Source organism: Ralstonia condita (assembly GCF_958405655.1).
Classification (GTDB): Bacteria; Pseudomonadota; Gammaproteobacteria; order Burkholderiales; family Burkholderiaceae; genus Ralstonia; species Ralstonia condita.
Genome location: NZ_CATYWO010000002.1, coordinates 477,511 through 495,163, shown reverse-complemented (window position 1 = coordinate 495,163; position 17,653 = coordinate 477,511). Strand labels below are relative to the sequence as shown.

Below are 17,653 nucleotides of genomic sequence, written 5' to 3'. Positions count from 1 at the left end.
CAACGTTGCCGACACGGCACGCGAACCGACTGAATTGTCATTTTTACCGCGTCGATTTGACGCGCCGTCGCGGCGCGCGCTTTGCTGAGCGTTGCGCCCCCCTCGGCGGCCAGGATGCGGGTTGCGCACGCGACGATCAGCGCAGGTGAAAACACGCCGTCGCCAGGTGCACCGCATGGGATGTGGTGGCAGCCGACCGCTCGCGCTAGGCCGTGGCTGGCACGGGCAGCGTCGGCCGCAGTGCTTCGATATGGAAGCCGTTGTCGCTTTGCTTGGCGCGACGCTTGGCCAGCGCGGCCGCCGTGCCGATGTCGTCGCTGTTGCGCGCGGCCCCCGGAAGGACATGCAGTGCGCCCACCGCCATCGTCACGAAGCGGAAGAACGCCGGCAACCCCTTGCGGTCTTCGGCATGGATGCCGCCGGCGGCGCGATCGGCCGGGGTGTACATGGCCAGCGCGTTCGTGTTGAAGATTGTGATGGCCTGTTCGATGCGGGTGCGCCAGTCGGCGCTCTGGAACAGGATCAGGAAGTCGTCGCCGCCGACGTGGCCGAGAAAGTCGCGTGTGGGCTCGCATGCGTCAGCCAGCGCGGCGGCGGCCATCTTCAGCATTTCGTCGCCCTGCCAGTAGCCGTACTGGTCGTTGAAGGGTTTGAAGTGATTCAGATCCACATAACAGGCGTAGAACGCCGTACGTGCCTCCAGCAGGCGCTCAATGTGCAGGTTCAGCGGAATGTTGCCGGGCAGGAACGTGAGCGGGTTGGCGTAGCGCGCGGCTTCGATGCGGATCTCGGTGACGGTGCGTACCAGCTCTTCGCCGGTACCCAGGCCCAGATACCGGCCGTGCTCGGTGATGATGAAGCCGTCGGTCAGGTAGCGCTGGTCTTCGCTCATCAGCAGTGCGGACATATCTTCGAGCGAAGCGGATTTTTCCACCAGTACCGGCTGCCGGTTGGCAAACGCCAGCGCCGGCTTCTTTCCGTACAGCTCGCGGTGATAGGGCATCGCATAGCGGTCGATGAAGGCGCGGCGCGCGATCAGGGCCAGCGGCCGCTCGTCTTCGTCGAGCAACGCCACGGCGTGCAGGTCGGGGTGGCGGTTGAACAGGTGGAGCACGTCGTCATTGCTGCAGCGCAGGGGCAGGGTGGGCGCGACACGCAGCAGCTTGCCTGCCGTGATGGCGCGCCATCCCACCCGCACCGCCTGCGGAAAGACGGCAATCTGCGATGACTGCAGCACGCGTGCCGCGTGGCTCGACATATCCTCGGCCGGCTTGTCGAGTGGCCTTGCCAGGAAGAAACCCTGCCCGAAGCGGATGCCGAGGTCGCGCACCACACCCAGCTCATCCTCGGTCTCGAGCCCTTCGGCAATGATGCTCGTCGCGCTGCCCTTGAGCGTCTGTTGCAGCGAGCGGGTCATCTCCAGCTTTGCCGGATGCTTCGCTATGTCGCGCAGAAAATACTTGTCCAGTTTGACGAAGTCGGGCGTCAACTCGATCAGCAGGTTCAGGTTGGCGTTGCCTGTGCCGAAATCGTCGAGGGCGCATTGCATGCCAAAGTCACGGGCGACCGAGAGCGCGTTGGCAAAGCTCGCGAGGTCGTCGATGGGTGTCTGTTCGGTCAGCTCGATGACAATGCGCGAGGGCTGCAGGTCGTGGTCGGCGATGGCGTGCAGCAGGCGGGCATGGTCTTGCAGCAACTCGTGCACCCCGAAGGCACTGAAGTTGAGGAACAGCTTGCCCGGCAGCCGCATGGCCGAGAACCGTTCGATCGCCAGCCGCGCTGCGGTCGTCTCCAGCGCGATCGCCCCTGCCGTGTCGGTGGCTGCCGCGAACAGCGCGGCGGGTGACTCCAAGGTCGAGCCCGCCGGCCCGCGCAGCAGGGCCTCGTAGCCGAAGACTTCGGCGGTGGACAGTCGGAAGATCGGCTGGAACACCGTGCGCAGCATCTCGGGGGCGATACCCGGCGGCAAGGGAAGCGGCGATGAGGTCATGACGTTGGACGCAAGCTCGGATATTCCGCTAAACGGACCGCTGAACACAGAGTTGAATGAACTTTTTGTGACGCACGGCGCGGCGCGGGTTGGCGGCCTGCGCTCCCCACCACGGAGGGGCGTGCGTCAGAATGCAGCGCGCGTCTGCATCTTCGCGGTGCGTCATCCATTCCTATCGTGCTTGACCCTCCCACCGTGCGAGGTCGTAGCCTGCAACCCAGCCAGAAGACAGGAGCCGGTCCTGTTGAAAGTGGGCGATCTCGACAGGATCTGTCGGCGCATGCGCTGCAATGCATGCGCGAGAACTTCGGCAAGCGCGCCAATGCATGGCCGACCCTGATTGCAGAGGTGCGCCAGCATCTGGCCAAGGGCACGCCACCGCATGCGCCGGCGATGCAGAGGCTTGCGCGGCAGTGGATCAGCCTGTTCCGCTCGGCCGCCGGTGGCGATCCGCAAACGCAAGCCAAGATGCGCCTGGCGAAGGAGCGGGAGCCGGAACGGTCGGCCCGCCCGTGGATGGGGCCGGACCTGATTGCCTATGCGCGGGAGGCGATGGAGGGGTTGATGAAGGCCGCATAGCGGCGGCGCCGCAGACGGCGGGTTTCATCGGGTTTCGATGATGATTCGGTGGGCCCGCCAGTCGCTCACACAAAATCAGGCGGCCTCGTCCGTGGAAAGCCCGACTGCGTCGAGTTCGCGCATCGCATCGCCCGGCAACGTCATGGTCGCCGCACCCAGGTTCTCGCGCAGGTGGGCAACCGACGAGGTGCCCGGGATCACCAGAATGTTGGGCGACCGGTGCAGCAGCCAAGCGAGTGCGGTCTGCATCGGTGTTGCGCCGAGCCGCGCTGCCACAGCGTTGAGCGTGGACGATTGCAGCGGGTTGAACCCGCCCAGCGGAAAGAACGGGACGTACGCAATGCCGTCGCGGGCCAATGCGTCGATCAGCCCGTCGTCGTTTCTGTGGGCAAGGTTGTAGTGGTTCTGCACGCAGACGATGTCGCAGATCCGCCGTCCTTCCGCGATCTGGTTGGCCGTGACGTTGCTCAGCCCGATGTGTCGCACGAGCCCCTGCCGCTGCAGTTCGGCCAAGGCTGTCATCGGTGCCTCGATCGACCCTTCGGCCGGGCCGTGCGTGTCGAACATGATCCGCAAGTTCACCACGTCCAGGACATCCAGGCCGAGGTTGCGCAGGTTGTCGTGCACGGCGTCGGTCAGCGCCTGCGTGGAGAATGCCGGCAGCCAGGCGCCGTTGTCGTCGCGCACGGCGCCAATCTTGGTGACGATGAGCAGATCGTCGCGATAGGGATGCAAGGCTTCGCGGATCAATTGATTCGTGATGTGCGGGCCGTAGAAGTCGCTCGTGTCGATATGGTTGATGCCCGAGGCAACGGCTTCACGCAATACGGCATGTGCCGCGTCGCGATCCTTGGGCGGGCCAAAGACGCCGGGCCCCGCGAGCTGCATGGCGCCATAGCCGAGGCGTTGCACGCGGTGGCCGCCGATGGAAAACGTGCCGGACTGAACGATGGGGGACATGGTCACACTCCTGTGTCAAAGACGAGGTGACGGCAGATTAGGCGTAAGCGCCGTGCGCGATAAGGGGACATAATCCGCACGGGTTGTACGAAAAATCGAACAATGAAAGTCGATCTGGGTGATCTGAATGCCTTCGTGGCGGTGGCGCAAGCCAAGGGCTTTCGCGAAGGCGCGCGGCTGATGGGCGCGAGCGCATCGGGGCTGAGTGAGGCGGTGCGGCGGCTGGAGACGCAACTCGGTGTGCGACTGCTGAACCGCACCACGCGCAGCGTTTCACCCACCGAAGCGGGGCAGCGTCTGCTGACCCGCCTGCGACCGGCGCTGGGCGAAGTGGAAGCTGCGCTCGATGTGGTCAACAGCTTCCGCGAAAGACCGGCCGGCACCCTGAAGCTCAATGTGCCGATGAGTGCCGCGCGGCTCGTGCTGCCGGCCATCATTCCGGGCTTTCTCGCCGCTTATCCCGAGATACAGCTGGAGGTCGTGGCCGAAGAGAGTTTTGTCGACATCCTTGCCGCTGGCTTCGACGCAGGCATCCGCTATGACGAGCGGCTCGAACAGGACATGATCGCCGTCCCGATCGGGCCACGAACGCAGCGGTTTGCAACCGCGGCGGCGCCCGGCTATCTCGATCGACGTGGCCGCCCCGCGCATCCGCGGGACCTGCTCGACCACGCCTGTCTGCGCGGGCGCTTTGCAAGCGGCGCGATGCCGCCCTGGGAATTCGAGCGCGACGGCGAAGTGGTCTATGTGGACCCGTCTGGGCCGCTGCTCGTCCGCATCGGCGGCGCGACCGATCTTGTCGTGGACGCCGCCGTGGCGGGCATCGGTGTCGTGCATCTGTACGAAGACTGGCTGCGCCCGCATCTGGCGAGCGGTGCGCTCGAACCTGTGCTCGAGGCGTGGTGGCGGCCATTTCCTGGGCCGTATCTCTACTATCCGGGGCGGCGGCTCGTACCGGCCCCGCTCCGGGCGTTCATCGATTTCATCAAGGTCGGTACCGCCTAGCACGCCGTCTCGTTTGCCTTCGGGCTTGGGCCGCCCCTCTTCTGAAGCGGCGCGCGTCGCCCGGCCGCCTTGCGCACGGGGTCCGGTGGGCCTTGCGGCTGCGCTGGTCCCGCTGGCCCCGGACGCAGGCTTCCGGTGCGGACATTGAGGGGGCGAGTGCGATCACGGGCAGACCGAGCGCGCGTGCGCCCGTCGACCCGCAAGAAAAAACGCCCGCCGGCAAGCCGGTCGGGCGTTTGTCGTCACGCGAGGGTGCCGATGTTTCAGGCGCGTTGCGGGACGGCGCGCGGCGCACGCCGGGTGTCGCGCACTTGCACGTCGTCATGCACGTGCTCCACCTCATCCAGGTAGCGCGTATGCCAGCCGCTGTTCACGCCCCAGTGATAGAAGCCCAGCGAGACGGCCGCGACGATGCCCATGTCCCAGCCGTATGGAATCCACCCGAGGCCGCCGAATTCCTTGCTCCCGCAATACGACAGGGCAGCGATGGTGGGCAGGTACGCGATCATCCAGCCGGCACCCTTCACCTCGCGCTTGAAGTCGGGCCAGCCGGCCTTCGCCTGGTAGTAGAAGTACACGGGCAGCGCCACCAGCATCAGCACGATGATCTCGCCGGTCAGCGGCCACTTCGCCCAGTAGAGGATCAGCGAGGCGCACACGAAGGCGAACGGCGCCACCAGCGACAGGCCCGCCAGGCGCAGCGGACGATGCAGTTGCGGCGACGTGCGGCGCAGCGACATCACGCTGATCGGCCCCGTCAGGTACGAAATGACGGTAGCCACCGAAATGACGGCAGCCAGCGCACCCCAGCCGCGGAAGAAGAACAGGAAGATGAACGACACGCCCAGGTTGAACCACATGGCCGGACGCGACACGCCAAACACCGGGTGCACGCGGCCGAAGATGGCCGGCAGCGTGTTGTTGCGCTCCATCGCGTAGATCATGCGCGTGGTGGTGGCCATGTACGTGCTGCCGGTGCCCGAGGGGCTCACGAAGGCGTCGATGTACAGGACGATCGCCAGCCAGTTCAGGTTGAGCGCAATCGCCAGCTGGGCAAACGGCGAGTGGAAATCGATGCCGTGCCAGCCGTTGACGAGCGATGCCGGCGGCACGGCGCCCAGGAAGGCGATCTGCAGGGCGACGTAGATCACGGCCGCCAGCAGGATCGAGCCGATCACCGCGATCGGCACGTTACGCCCGGGGTTGCGTGCCTCGCCCGCCAGGTTGATCGGGCTCTGGAAGCCATTGAAGGCGAACACGATGCCGCTGGTGGCGATGGCGGTCAGCACCGCCGACCAGCCGTATGGGGCGAAGCGCTGCCCGCCCTCGGTCATGCCGAAGTTGCCGGGGTGGAAGCCCGCGGCCATCAGCGCGACAGCCGTCGCCACCGGAATGATGAACTTGAAGATGGTGATGGCGTTGTTGGCCTTGGCAAACACCTTCACGCCCCAGTAGTTCAGCAGGAAGTACACGATCACGAGCAGCGCGGAGAGCACCAGCCCCAGCGGCGTCAGTTCGCCGTGTTGGAACAGGGCCTGTGCCCATGCCCAGGGCCAGCTGCTCATGTACTGGATCGACGCCTCGGCCTCGATGGGGATGACGGTGACGATGGCGATCCAGTTGGCCCAGGCGGCCACGAAGCCCACCAGCGAGCCATGCGAGTAGCGTGCATAGCGCACCATGCCGCCCGATTCCGGAAACATGGCGCCCAGTTCGGCATACGTGAGGGCGATGGCCAGGATCACGATGGCACCGATGACCCAGGTGAAGATGGCCGCAGGACCTGCGACCTGTGCGGCATGACCGGCGCCAAACAGCCAGCCCGAACCGATGATGGAGCCCAGGCCGGTGAGCATCAGGGGCCAGGCGCCGAGGTTGCGTTGTACGTGTTTTTCCAAGAGCAGTCTCCACCCCGGCGAGTCGGAGGCTCGACAGGGCATCGCGGTGTGTTGACCAGTCCGCTTAGTTCTACCGAGGCGACGCCGTTTTGGCATCGCCCACCGTCCTGCGTCGTGGGTGTCACTGCGCAGAACATGCGTGTGCCGGTTGATGCGTAGCATCAGCCGAACCTGTCCGGCCGCGATGAAAGTCAGGACACGGTGCCTGTCCTCCGGGGGGATTCGCGTATAGTCACCAGCGACGTTGTGCGGGGTGCCGCACTTGCCGCCCGATGCCGGAACTCGCAATGGGGCGCAATGATAGCGAAATCGGTCGCGGTTGCACCGCCTTTTTCATCGTCCCTCGCAGTTTTCTATCGCATGGAGTCCTCTTCCGTCACTTCGGTTGCACCGACGTCACCTGCGTGGTGGCACCGGCGCGTGCTGACGCTTGCGTTTCCCATCGTCCTGGCCAACCTGACGCAGCCGATCCTGTCCGCCGTCGATACGGCCGTGGCGGGACATTTGCCCGGGCCCCAATTCATCGGCGGTGTGGCGCTGGGCGGGGTGTTCTTCAACTTCGTGTTCTGGGGCTTCGGCTTCCTGCGCATGGGCACCACGGGGCTGGTGTCGCAGGCGCATGGCGCGGGCGATGCACGTGCGCTGCGGGCGAGCGTGGTACGCGCGATGCTGCTCGCGTTTGCCATTGGCGCCGCGCTGGTGGCGCTGCAGGTGCCGGCCATCCGTATCACGCTCTCCCTGCTGGGCGCGAGCGAGTCGGTCACGCGCATGGCGGAGGTGTATTGCCACGCGCGGATCTGGTCGGCGCCGTTCGCGCTGGCCAACTACGTCGTGCTGGGCACCTTGCTGGGGCGCCAGCAGGTGCGGCGCGCGCTGCTGCTCCAGGTGTTCATCAATACGGTCAACATGGTGGCCGTGCTGGGCCTCGTTCTGGGGGCCGGCCGCGGCGTGGGCGGCATTGGCGCGGCCACGGCACTGGCCGATGTGGCCGGCTTTGCGCTGGGTGCCTTGCTGCTCTGGCTGCAACGGCCCGTCGGCCTGCCGACGCTCACCTGGTCAGCGTTGCTTGCAGGTGACGCGTGGCGCCGGCTGATGGGCCTGAATATCGACATCTTCCTGCGCACGCTCTGCCTGCTGGCCGTCTTCGGCTGGTTTGCCCACGCCGGCGCCCGGCAAGGCGACGTGGTGCTGGCCGCCAATGCCTTGCTGCTCAACTTCCTGACGTTCATGGCCTACGGGCTCGACGGTTTCGCGCACGCGGCCGAAGCGCTGGTCGGCGCCGCGCTTGGCGGGCGGGACCGCCACGCCCTGCGCATGGCGATTCGTGTCTCGACGTTCTGGTCGGTGCTCGGGGCGGGGGTGTTTGCCGCGGTCTACGCGGTCGCGGGCCCGGGCATCATCGGCTTGCTGACCGATCAGGCGGCCGTGCGCGAGGCGGCGCGCCAGTACCTCGTCTGGGCGGCGCTGCTGCCCATCGTATCCGTGTGGGGCTTCCAGTTTGACGGCGTGTTCATTGGCGCCACGCGCACGCGTGAACTGCTGGTCACGATGGCCTTGGCCGCCGTCGCCTTCTGGGGCTTGTCGTTGGGGCTGCAACCACTGTGCGGCAACCACGGGCTGTGGGTCGCCATGCTGGGCTTCATGGCGCTGCGCGGGCTCATGCTGGGCGGGCTGCTGTCGCGGGTGTGGGGCATGGTTCCGCAGGCTGCCTGAGGCAATCACTGCGCATATTCCACCACCAGCAGCGCCGTCGCGACGGTCTTGCCGGCGTTGGAAATGGCGTGCTGCACATCCACCGGGTAGCGCGCGGTCTCGCCGTGACGCACCTTCTTCTCGCTTGGGCCCGACTGCACCGTCACCGTGCCGTTCAGGACCGACAGATGCTCCTTCGCGCCCAGTTCATGCGGCTCCGAGGCCAGCATCCCGCCTGGCTGGATCGCCAGTTCATACCACTCGAAGCGCGCCGCCAGGTCCACGGGGCCAAGAATCTTCAATTCGCACTTGCCATCCGGGCTTTTGATGACTGGGATGGAGTGAGCGGGGATGACCGTCACCGCAGGGGCCGCATCCGCCGCGCTCTCGGGCGACAGGAAGTCGGCCAGGCTGACGCCCAACGCGGTTGCCAGCCGCCATAGCACGGCGACGGTCGGATTGGCGAGATTGCGCTCGACCTGCGAAAGCATCGACTTCGACACGCCCGCATGGCGCGACAGTTCATCGAGCGACAGCTTGCGCGCCTGGCGCAGTGCCTGCAGCTTGGCACCCACGGCGGGCGGGCCGTCGGCGAGCGCATCGGTGGCGGGGGCTTGTGCCATCGGGAGGTATCTTGTAAATTGAACAAATCATTCGATATATCGAACTCGTTCGATTTATCGATCAACGCAGTCTACAGGAGGAGCACCATGGGGACAACGGCAGCCACCGCTTCGGCCCACCCCTCGACCGACGCTTTCTATGCGGCCATCCGCCGCGAGCTGGAGGCGATCGAAGAGGCCGGCCTGTACAAGACCGAGCGCATCATCACCTCGCCGCAGGGCAGTGTGATCCACACGGCTGACGGCAAGGACGTCATCAACCTGTGCGCCAACAACTACCTGGGCTTGTCTTCACACCCGGAGGTGCTCAAGGCGGCGCATGCGGCGCTGGATTCGCACGGCTTCGGGCTCAGCTCGGTGCGCTTCATCTGCGGCACGCAGGATCTGCACAAGACGCTGGAAGCCAGGCTGGCCAGGTTTCTCGGCACCGAAGACACCATCCTGTACGGCTCGGCCTTCGACGCCAACGGCGGTCTGTTCGAAACCTTGCTCGGGCCGGAAGACGCGGTGATCAGCGACGAACTGAATCACGCTTCCATCATCGATGGCATCCGGCTGTGCAAGGCGCAGCGCTATCGCTACCAGCACAACGATCTGGAAGATCTGCGCGCGCAGCTCGTAGCTGCCGATGCCGCCGGGGCGCGCTTCAAGCTTGTCTTTACCGATGGCGTGTTTTCGATGGACGGCACGATCGCACGGCTCGATGAGATCCGCGCCATCTGCGACGAATTCGGCGCGCTGCTCGGAATCGACGAGTGCCATGCCACGGGGTTTCTGGGCAAGTGCGGGCGCGGCTCGCATGAGCATCGCGGTGTGTTCGGCAAGATCGACATCATCACGGGCACGCTCGGCAAGGGACTGGGCGGGGCCTCGGGCGGCTTCACCAGCGCGCGCAGGGAGGTGGTGGCACTGCTGCGTCAGCGCTCGCGTCCGTATCTGTTCTCCAACACCGTCGCGCCGTGCATTGTCGGGGCGACCATCAAGGTGCTGGATCTGCTTGAAGCCGACACCGCCCTGCGCGACAAGCTGGAAGACAGCGCGCTGTACTTCCGTCACAGGATCGTGGAACTTGGCTTCGACATCAAGCCGGGCGAGCATCCGATCGTGCCGATCATGGTGTATGACGCGCCGAAGGCGCAGGCCCTGTCAAAACGCCTGCTCGAGTTGGGCGTGTACGTGATCGGCTTCTTCTATCCGGTGGTACCCAAGGGGCAGGCGCGCATTCGCGTGCAGATCAGCGCCGTGCATGAGCGCGCACAGCTCGATGCCGCGCTCCAGGCGTTCGAGACCGCCGGCAAGGAACTGGGGATCCTCTGATGGGCAGCACAGCAGGCACGGGCGGCGCGGCGCCCCGCATCCTCATCATCGGCGCCAACGGGCAACTCGGTACGGAGCTGGCCGTTGCGCTGGCCGAGCGCTATGGCCACGCCAATGTGGTGACCAGCGACATGGTGCCCCGTGGCCGCCACGCGCAGATCCGTCACGAAACGCTGGACGTGACCGACCGGGGGCAACTGCGCGAGATCATCGAGCGTCACGGCATCACGCAGATCTATCACCTGGCGGCGGCGCTGTCGGCTGCGGCGGAGCAGTCGCCCACATGGGCCTGGCAGCTCAACATGAACGGCTTGCTCAACGTGCTGGAGGCGGCGCGCCAGCATGGTCTTGAGCGCATCTTCTGGCCCAGCTCGATTGCCGCCTTCGGGCCGACCACGCCGCGCGATGCCACGCCGCAAAGCACGATCATGGAGCCCAAGACCGTCTACGGCATCTCGAAGCTGGCCGGCGAGGGCTGGTGCCGCTGGTATTTCGAGCATCACGGCGTGGACGTGCGCAGCCTGCGCTATCCGGGGCTGATCTCGTACAAGACGGCGCCCGGCGGCGGCACGACGGACTACGCCATCGACATCTTCCATTCGGTGGTCAAGAGCGAGCGCTACACGTGTTTTCTGGAACACGACGAGGCGCTGCCGATGATGTACATGCCCGACGCCGTACGCGCCACCATCGAACTGATGGAGGCGCCGGCCGATCGCATCACCGAGCGGGGCAGCTATAACCTGGCGGGGGTGAGCTTCACCCCGGCACAACTCGCCGACGAAATCCGCCGGCACCGGCCGACGTTTGACGTGGCGTACGAGCCTGACTTCCGGCAGGCGATCGCGGCGAGCTGGCCCAACTCCATCGACGATTCCGTCGCGCGGCGCGACTGGGGCTGGCAGCCCCAATATGGCCTCGCCGAGATGACCGCCGATATGCTCATGAACCTCGCGCATCTGGCGCCGCCCGGCCCGCCCAGCGCCACCCGCTGAACGTCGGCAGGCGGGCGTTCGCCGGAAATACGGGGTAAGCGCCGGGTTGCTTCCGGTTTCGGTCGGACCGGTTGTGTCCAACAATGCAACATGACCGCCACTTTCCCCACCCGCCGCATGCCTTGCCCGACGCATGACGAACGTTCTGCTTCGCCCGACCCGGCGCCGCGCCATCGCGACGATCCTCCGCCTGCCCGGCGTGCCTCGTGGGTGCCGGTCGTACGCATGACGGTGATTGCCGGCGTGGTGGCGGCCATCCCGCACACCCCGATCCCCCTGCCATTTGCGGACGGCGCCTGGATGTTGCATGTGGCGGCCGGCCTGCTCTTCGTGGTGGGCGCGGTCGATAGCCTTTTCCTCCTGGCCATGCGTCGCGATCGCTGAGGGCGTGCCGCGTGCTCCGGGGCCTCCTTGAGGCGTGGCGCGTCCCGCGCCGCAGTCACGCAGTGCTCACCCGGTAAGTTTTAAAACAGGTTGTAAAAACGTTCAGACGACGGCCGGTAGCACGACCGTGCCACCGTCACACGCGCGTGCCTTCGTCACCGTCCGTTACAGAAACGGGGTGCGCACGCGGCACTGCACCAATCGCGCTTGCTGCCCCGGGATGCTTTGTCACAGCGGCTTTGCGCCGCCACGGGCGCGCGTGCAATTGTGCTGCAAGTGTAAGCAGATGTTGCATTGCACGGTCCTGGCCCGATGCTTGCTCAACGTCCTGCGGTCAGTCTGCGCGTGCAACGCATTTCCGCCACGCGCAAACAACGTTATTCCCATAAGCGAATCCGGAGCGGTTCCACGGCATTCGCACTTCGCTCCTCCACGCCCGGCGCGCTACGCGGGTGGCAGGGTGCTTTCTCGGACGGTCCCGGGGTCTCGACGGTCATTTGCGTGCATGCATGTTCGCTGCGGTGGACTGTGCGCGCGCATGGCCGGAATCGCTTCACAAGAAAACGAGGAAACCATGAAAGCCGTCCTGCTGGAGAATCACCCGTTGTTGCGAGCCGGACTTGCGCAATTGCTCGCGCACCCGACCCTTGACCTGGAGGTCATTGCACCCGGCCTCCCAGCCGGCGAGCCTGGCGAACTGCAGCCGGTGGATGCGCATGCCGATCTGCTCGTTGTCGGCCTGGACGAAATCGATGTGCCGGTTGACGCCACCAGCCTGCGCCGCGCCATTGCGAGCAGCCGCGCGCGCCATGTGGTGCTGTTGGCCGCATCCGTCTCGGCGGAGGAAGCGCACGTCGCCATGACGTGCGGTGTGGACGCCTACGTCGCCAAATCGCAATCCCCCGAGGTGTTGCTGGCAACGCTGCGGCTGGTGCTGGCCGGCGGCCAGTCGTATCCCGCGCTGATGCCGCGTACGGCAAACGCGGCCGCGCCAATGCTCGCGCTCAATGCTGCGGAAGCCGCGCAGCGGCTGAATGTTTCGCTGCGCCAGTACGAGGTGCTGGTGTTGCTCTCGCGGGGGCACTCCGTCAAGGGCGTCGGGCGTCTGCTGGGCATTTCGGAAGCCACCGTCAAGACACATGCCTGCACGCTGTATCGCCGCCTGAATGTGCGCAACAAGAGTGAAGCCGTCTACGCGGCCATGCGTCTGGGCATTCCGCTGGAGTTGCAGGGTGTTGCCGCCACGAGTGCGCCAGCGACCGCCGCACCCGACGAAGCGGCCGTGTTTGTCGCGACGGAACAGGACGCTGCACAGGCGCGCGCGACGGCGCTGGATGCCGTGATGGCGCACGCCAGGCCGGCCCCCCTGGACCATGGCGCGGAATCCCGCTGGGCCGCCATGACGCGCGCGTTTGGCGGGCTGACGCCCGCGCAGCCCATGCGCGTGGCGGTGCGCACGGCCAATGGCACGGCCCGGTTGGGCTGACGCCGCCCCCGGTCCTTCTCTGCATGTACTGCGGCAGGTGCGCGATGCACGCGCCGCTCACTGGACACGATAACAATGACAGCCCACGAGCCCACTCTCCGGACCTTGCCGGCGGAGCGCACCGGTGCGTCCAGCGCCTGGTATCCGCGCCGCTGCGCCATCGCTGCTGCCACCGTGGTGGTGGTCGGCACCACACCCATGCTGGCGCATGCCGCCCGCGATGACGCATCCAACGCAGCCACGCGCCGTCTGATCGAGGCGGAACTGAGCGACGCTGCATCCGCAGGCCAGACGCTCCATGCATCGACGACCGTGACTGCTGCTGGCGACGACCTGCCAGCGTCGCCGGCCGGCACGTTGCTGATCGCGCAGCAGCCGGTGCCTCCGGCGGATGCCCCCGCATCCGTATCCGCCCCCGCCCCCGCATCCGACAGCATGCCCGCTGGCGCGGCGGCTCCGTTGGCTGCGCCGTCGCCCACGGTGATTCTGCCCCCTGGAGCGCCATCGCCCGACGCTGCAGCGCAAGCGCCGGTGGTGTCGCCCGCGCCGAACCCATCCGGCCCGAGCGCCCAGGGCCCCGGCACGCTGGAGCCCCTGCCGGTGTCTCCCGAAGCCGCGAACGCCGCCTCCACCCATGCCGCCGGCAATCCGCCGGAGAATGCCCCTGCCGGCCCGATGCCGACCGATCGCCAAGCCTTCCACGACGAAGTCATGCGCGAAGCCCGCGAGGGCGCTGCCACCCTTGCGCAGGAGCATCTGCGCGAGCATCCGGACTGGTTCAAGGAAAGCGAGTCGTGGCACATCGACCATGCCGCCGCCGCGCAGCGCATCCGCTGGGGGCGCCAGCAACTGAAGGTCATCAACGGGCCGGAGCGCTTTGTCATCATCGACCAGGCCGTGGCCGAGATCGAAGCGCTGCTCAAGAAGGTGCCGGATACGCCCGAGAACGCTGAGTTCCGCCAGGCGATCGTGGCCGATGAGGTCGTCGCGCTGGCCTCGCGCGGGCGCATGAAGGACGCCGTCAAGCGCTACGAGGCCATGTCGCAGACGGGCAAGGTACCTGCCTACACCCGCGTGGCGGCAGGCGATGCCTACGCGTATCTCGATACGCCTGACAAGGCCGCCGCCGCATACGCACGGGCCCTGAAGGACGCCGGCCCCGGAGAGATCGAAACCGGCGACGTGCAGGAAGCCCTGTTCTACGCGATGCTCGACACCGGCCGCTTTGAAGAGGCCCGCGCGCTGCTCGACAAGATGAAGGCCGACAACCCGGAGTACGTGCGTCTTGCGCCCGAGGCAGGCACGCCCAACCCGGACTACTCGCGCGTCAAGCGGCTGGAGGCGCAGTACCTCGTCCTGACCGGGCGTACGCACCAGGGCATTGCCGAGATGGACAAGTGGCGGCATGAGGCCCCGTTTGCGGCCTCGCTGGTGAGTGCGCGCGCCGACGGTGCGATGGTGCAGGCCGAGCCTTATCGCTCACGCGAGATGTACAAGACGGCACTGGCCGAGCACCCGGACGACCTGAGCGTGGTGGCCGGCTACGGCCGCGCATCGCTGGCGGTGGACGACCTGAAAACCGCAAAGGACGTCGCGAACGGGCTGGACGCGCGCTTTCCGGAAAACGGCTCGGTGCGCGCGCTGCGCCGCGATCTGGATGTCTACCAGAGCCCGCAGCTCGTCATCCAGTCCACCGCCGACAAGGGCAACTCCGTGTTCGCCAACAACGAGTTTGGCGTGGACACGAAGGCCTACAGCGGCCCCATTGCAGATCACTACCGCCTGTTCTTCCACAATTTCTCGGGCCGCGCGGAATTTGATGGCACATCGGAGAGCCGCGTGCGCAACGGCGCAGGCGTGCAATGGTTCGATACCGGGGTTGAAGTCAATGGCGAGGTGCACCAGTCGGTCGGCTCGGCCGGCAAGACGGGCGGCACCATCGATGCGGCCTGGATGCCGAGCGACCACTGGAAGGTCTCGGGCATGGCCACCACCGATGATCTCGAGGTGCCTTACAAGGCGTACCAGGTGGGCGTCACCGGCAAGACGCTGTCGGGCAACGTGCGCTACACGTGGGACGAAACGCGCTACGCGTCGCTCACGTACGGCGTGTCGCGCTATACCGACGACAACCTGCGCCAGCGCTGGGGTGCCAACTTCTACCAGCAGCTGTTTGTCTCGCCGCGCCACACGGTGGGGCTGCTGCTTGGTGCGGATACCAGCAGCAGCACCAAGACGGGCCTGAACTACTTCAGCCCCTCGCGCGACTACAGCGGGCAGGCCACCGCCATCTGGTCGTGGACGCCATGGCGCTATGCCGACAAGTCGTTCACCCAGCGCGTGTATCTGACCGGCGGCATGTACAACCAGCAATCGTTCGGCACCAGCCCGATGTTGGAAGCACGGCTGGAGCACGTGTGGCAGATCAATCGCAAGACGCAGGTCTCTTACGGCATCGGCTTCGGCCGCCACCGCTACGACGGCCAGCCAGAGAACCGCAAGTTCCTCTACCTGAACCTCAACATTCCGCTGTGATGCCCATGCAACCCTCCCGACAACCGTCGTTGCGACGATTCCTCGCCTGGATGGCCCTGACCGTGGCGCTGGTGCTGCTGGGTGCCGTGCGCCCGGCCGCCGCCCTCCAGGTGGATTTCCTGCCCAAGCCCGACCCGGACGACGGCAAGACCTTCCGCGTGCTGTGTTTCCACGACATCCGAGACAACCTGCGCGCCAGCTTCGAGAAGCTGCCCGACGGGTTTGCCGCCGATACCAAGATGCTGACCAACATGTTCAGCTGGCTGCAGGCCAATGGCTACCACCCGGTCACGCTGGCGCAGATCGACGCGGCGCGCCACGGCGGCAAGCCGCTGCCCAAGCGGCCCATCCTGCTGACGTTCGACGACGGCTACGAAAGCCACTACACGAAGGTGTTCCCGCTGCTCAAGCAATTCCGCTTTCCGGCGGTGTTCGGGCTGGTGACGGAGTGGACCAATGCGCCCCCGGGGGCAAAGATCAAGCTGTCCCCCAAGCAGATCGTCGATCGCGATTTCTTCATGAACTGGAATCAGATCCGCGAGATGCAGGCTTCGGGCCTGGCGGAATTCGCAACGCACACGCACGACATGCACCACGGCGTGCTGGGTAACCCGCAGGGCAATGAGCTGCCGGCCGCCGGTACGCACGAATACCTGGCCAAGCTCGGTCGCTACGAAACCGACGACGAATACCGCAAGCGCGTGCATGACGACTTGAAGCGCAGCATCGACCTGATCGAGAAGAATATCGGCGCCAAGGTGCAGACGGTCGTGTGGCCGTACGGCGCGCACAACCAGATGCTGGACCAGGAAGCCGCCAATGTGGGCCTCAAGTACATGCTGACGCTGGAGCCGGGCCCCAACACGCCCGACGTGCCGCTCACGGCCATCCGGCGCAGCCTCATGGGCTACGACACCGACACGGGCGATCTGGAGCGCTCGCTGCGCGAGCCCGTCACGCACCACGGGGAAATCAACCCGGTCCAGCGCGTGGTGCAGGTCGACATGGACTACATCTACGACCCGGACCCCAAGCAGCAGGAAGCCAACCTCGGCAAGCTGATCGACCGCATCAAGGACCTCGCGCCGCGCGTGGTCTACCTGCAGGCCTTTGCCGATCCGAAAGGCGATGGCGCGGTGGACGCCGTGTACTTCCCGAACCGCCACATGCCGATGCGCGCCGACCTGTTCTCGCGGGTTGCGTGGCAGCTGAAGACGCGGGCCAAGGTGGAGGTCTATGCGTGGCTGCCGATGCTGTCGTTCAAGCTGCCCGCCAACAACCCGGCGGCCACGCACCTCGTGCAGACCTTGCCGGGCGCGCCGCAGAAGCCGGGCACGGTCAAGCCTCCGCGCCTGTCGCCGTTCGATCCGGAGGCGCGCAAGATGATCCGCGACATTTATGAGGACCTGGCCAAGTACGCCATCATCGACGGGGTTCTCTTCCACGACGACGGCGTGCTCGACGACTACGAGGACGCCAGCCCTGCCGCGCTCAAGGCCTACGAGGCCATGGGCCTGCCCGGCGATATCAACAAGATCCGCCAGTCGCCCGAGCTGATGCAGAAGTGGACACGCGGCAAGACCGCCGCGCTGATCTCGTTTTCGCACGAGCTGATCTCGGTGGTGCAGGGCTACCAGAACGGGCGTGACATGCTGACCGCGCGCAACATCTTCGCGAGTCCGGTGCTCGATCCGAAGGCGGAGGCCTGGACCGCCCAGAACTTTGATGACTTCCTGAAGGCGTACGACTATGTGGCGCTCGAAGCCATGCCGTACATGGAAGACGCCAAGGATCCGAAGGAGTGGATGGCCAAGCTGACTGCTGCCGTGGCCAAGCACAAGGGCGGGCTGAAGAAGACCATCTTCGAGCTGCAGGCCGTGGACTGGCGCAACAAGGACAAGCCGATCCCGACCGTGGAGCTGCGTGACCAGATGCGTCGCCTGCGCTCGGCCGGTGCGCTCAACTACGGCTACTACCCGGACGACTTCATCGCCGGCCGGCCTGACACCGAAGTGCTGCGTGACGTGATGTCGCTCAAGACGTACATCGAGACGCGCAAGGCGCAGCCCAGCGCAGAAAAGCTCAACAGCGGCACATCGCAACCCCAGGCACCTGCAGCCGCGGCGGAAAAGAAGCCGCCGGTCACGGCCGAAGCGGCAGCGTCTTCCAACCACCAGGCCGGAGGCTGA

At 66.2% G+C, this 17,653-nt stretch carries 13 protein-coding genes; 9 read left to right on the top strand and 4 right to left on the bottom strand.

Annotation, left to right across the window (positions count from 1 at the left end; genetic code table 11):
- Nucleotides 1–205 precede the first annotated feature (205 nt).
- Nucleotides 206–1,990, bottom strand: coding sequence for a phosphodiesterase (locus tag R2N03_RS08825; protein ID WP_012430813.1), 1,785 nt, complete (start codon nucleotides 1,988–1,990; stop codon nucleotides 206–208).
- A gap of 294 nt (nucleotides 1,991–2,284) precedes the next feature.
- On the opposite strand from R2N03_RS08825, the gene R2N03_RS08820 reads away from it, so the two are divergent.
- A complete protein-coding gene (locus R2N03_RS08820) occupies nucleotides 2,285–2,569 on the top strand; it encodes a MerR family transcriptional regulator (RefSeq protein ID WP_316657267.1) in 285 nt (94 codons plus the stop codon).
- A gap of 75 nt (nucleotides 2,570–2,644) precedes the next feature.
- Here R2N03_RS08820 and R2N03_RS08815 read toward each other — a convergent pair whose 3' ends face one another.
- On the bottom strand, nucleotides 2,645–3,529 hold the full coding sequence (locus R2N03_RS08815; protein WP_316657266.1) for an aldo/keto reductase family oxidoreductase: 885 nt from the start codon (nucleotides 3,527–3,529) through the stop codon (nucleotides 2,645–2,647).
- 102 nt (nucleotides 3,530–3,631) lie between these two features.
- On the opposite strand from R2N03_RS08815, the gene R2N03_RS08810 reads away from it, so the two are divergent.
- Complete coding sequence (locus tag R2N03_RS08810) at nucleotides 3,632–4,534, top strand: LysR family transcriptional regulator (protein WP_012430810.1); 903 nt, start codon at nucleotides 3,632–3,634, stop codon at nucleotides 4,532–4,534.
- A 263-nt stretch (nucleotides 4,535–4,797) separates the two neighbouring features.
- Here R2N03_RS08810 and R2N03_RS08805 read toward each other — a convergent pair whose 3' ends face one another.
- Nucleotides 4,798–6,432, bottom strand: a complete 1,635-nt coding sequence (locus tag R2N03_RS08805; RefSeq protein WP_015855684.1) for an APC family permease — start codon at nucleotides 6,430–6,432, stop codon at nucleotides 4,798–4,800.
- A gap of 360 nt (nucleotides 6,433–6,792) precedes the next feature.
- Here R2N03_RS08805 and R2N03_RS08800 point away from each other — a divergent pair, with 360 nt between their 5' ends.
- Nucleotides 6,793–8,145 (top strand): MATE family efflux transporter, encoded by a 1,353-nt coding sequence (locus tag R2N03_RS08800; RefSeq protein ID WP_316657265.1) that lies wholly within the window; start codon nucleotides 6,793–6,795, stop codon nucleotides 8,143–8,145.
- A gap of 5 nt (nucleotides 8,146–8,150) precedes the next feature.
- Here R2N03_RS08800 and R2N03_RS08795 read toward each other — a convergent pair whose 3' ends face one another.
- Complete coding sequence (locus tag R2N03_RS08795; protein WP_316657264.1) at nucleotides 8,151–8,747, bottom strand: helix-turn-helix domain-containing protein; 597 nt, start codon at nucleotides 8,745–8,747, stop codon at nucleotides 8,151–8,153.
- A gap of 87 nt (nucleotides 8,748–8,834) precedes the next feature.
- On the opposite strand from R2N03_RS08795, the gene kbl reads away from it, so the two are divergent.
- The 6 genes from kbl to pgaB all read left to right on the top strand — a co-directional run bounded on the left by kbl (nucleotide 8,835) and on the right by pgaB (nucleotide 17,653).
- Entirely contained in the window at nucleotides 8,835–10,064 is a 1,230-nt protein-coding gene (kbl, locus tag R2N03_RS08790; RefSeq protein ID WP_316657263.1) for a glycine C-acetyltransferase, read from the top strand.
- Complete coding sequence (locus tag R2N03_RS08785; RefSeq protein ID WP_316657262.1) at nucleotides 10,064–11,059, top strand: NAD-dependent epimerase/dehydratase family protein; 996 nt, start codon at nucleotides 10,064–10,066, stop codon at nucleotides 11,057–11,059. Before kbl ends, R2N03_RS08785 begins: the two co-directional genes overlap by 1 nt.
- A 90-nt stretch (nucleotides 11,060–11,149) precedes the next feature.
- Nucleotides 11,150–11,443: a hypothetical protein gene (locus tag R2N03_RS08780; RefSeq protein WP_316657261.1), complete on the top strand. Its 294-nt coding sequence runs from the start codon at nucleotides 11,150–11,152 to the stop codon at nucleotides 11,441–11,443.
- A 574-nt stretch (nucleotides 11,444–12,017) separates the two neighbouring features.
- Nucleotides 12,018–12,929 (top strand): LuxR C-terminal-related transcriptional regulator, encoded by a 912-nt coding sequence (locus R2N03_RS08775; RefSeq protein ID WP_316657260.1) that lies wholly within the window; start codon nucleotides 12,018–12,020, stop codon nucleotides 12,927–12,929.
- A 75-nt stretch (nucleotides 12,930–13,004) separates the two neighbouring features.
- Nucleotides 13,005–15,464: a poly-beta-1,6 N-acetyl-D-glucosamine export porin PgaA gene (pgaA, locus tag R2N03_RS08770; protein WP_316657259.1), complete on the top strand. Its 2,460-nt coding sequence runs from the start codon at nucleotides 13,005–13,007 to the stop codon at nucleotides 15,462–15,464.
- Nucleotides 15,465–15,514: 50 nt separating this feature from the next.
- Nucleotides 15,515–17,653, top strand: coding sequence for a poly-beta-1,6-N-acetyl-D-glucosamine N-deacetylase PgaB (gene pgaB / locus R2N03_RS08765; protein ID WP_012430801.1), 2,139 nt, complete (start codon nucleotides 15,515–15,517; stop codon nucleotides 17,651–17,653).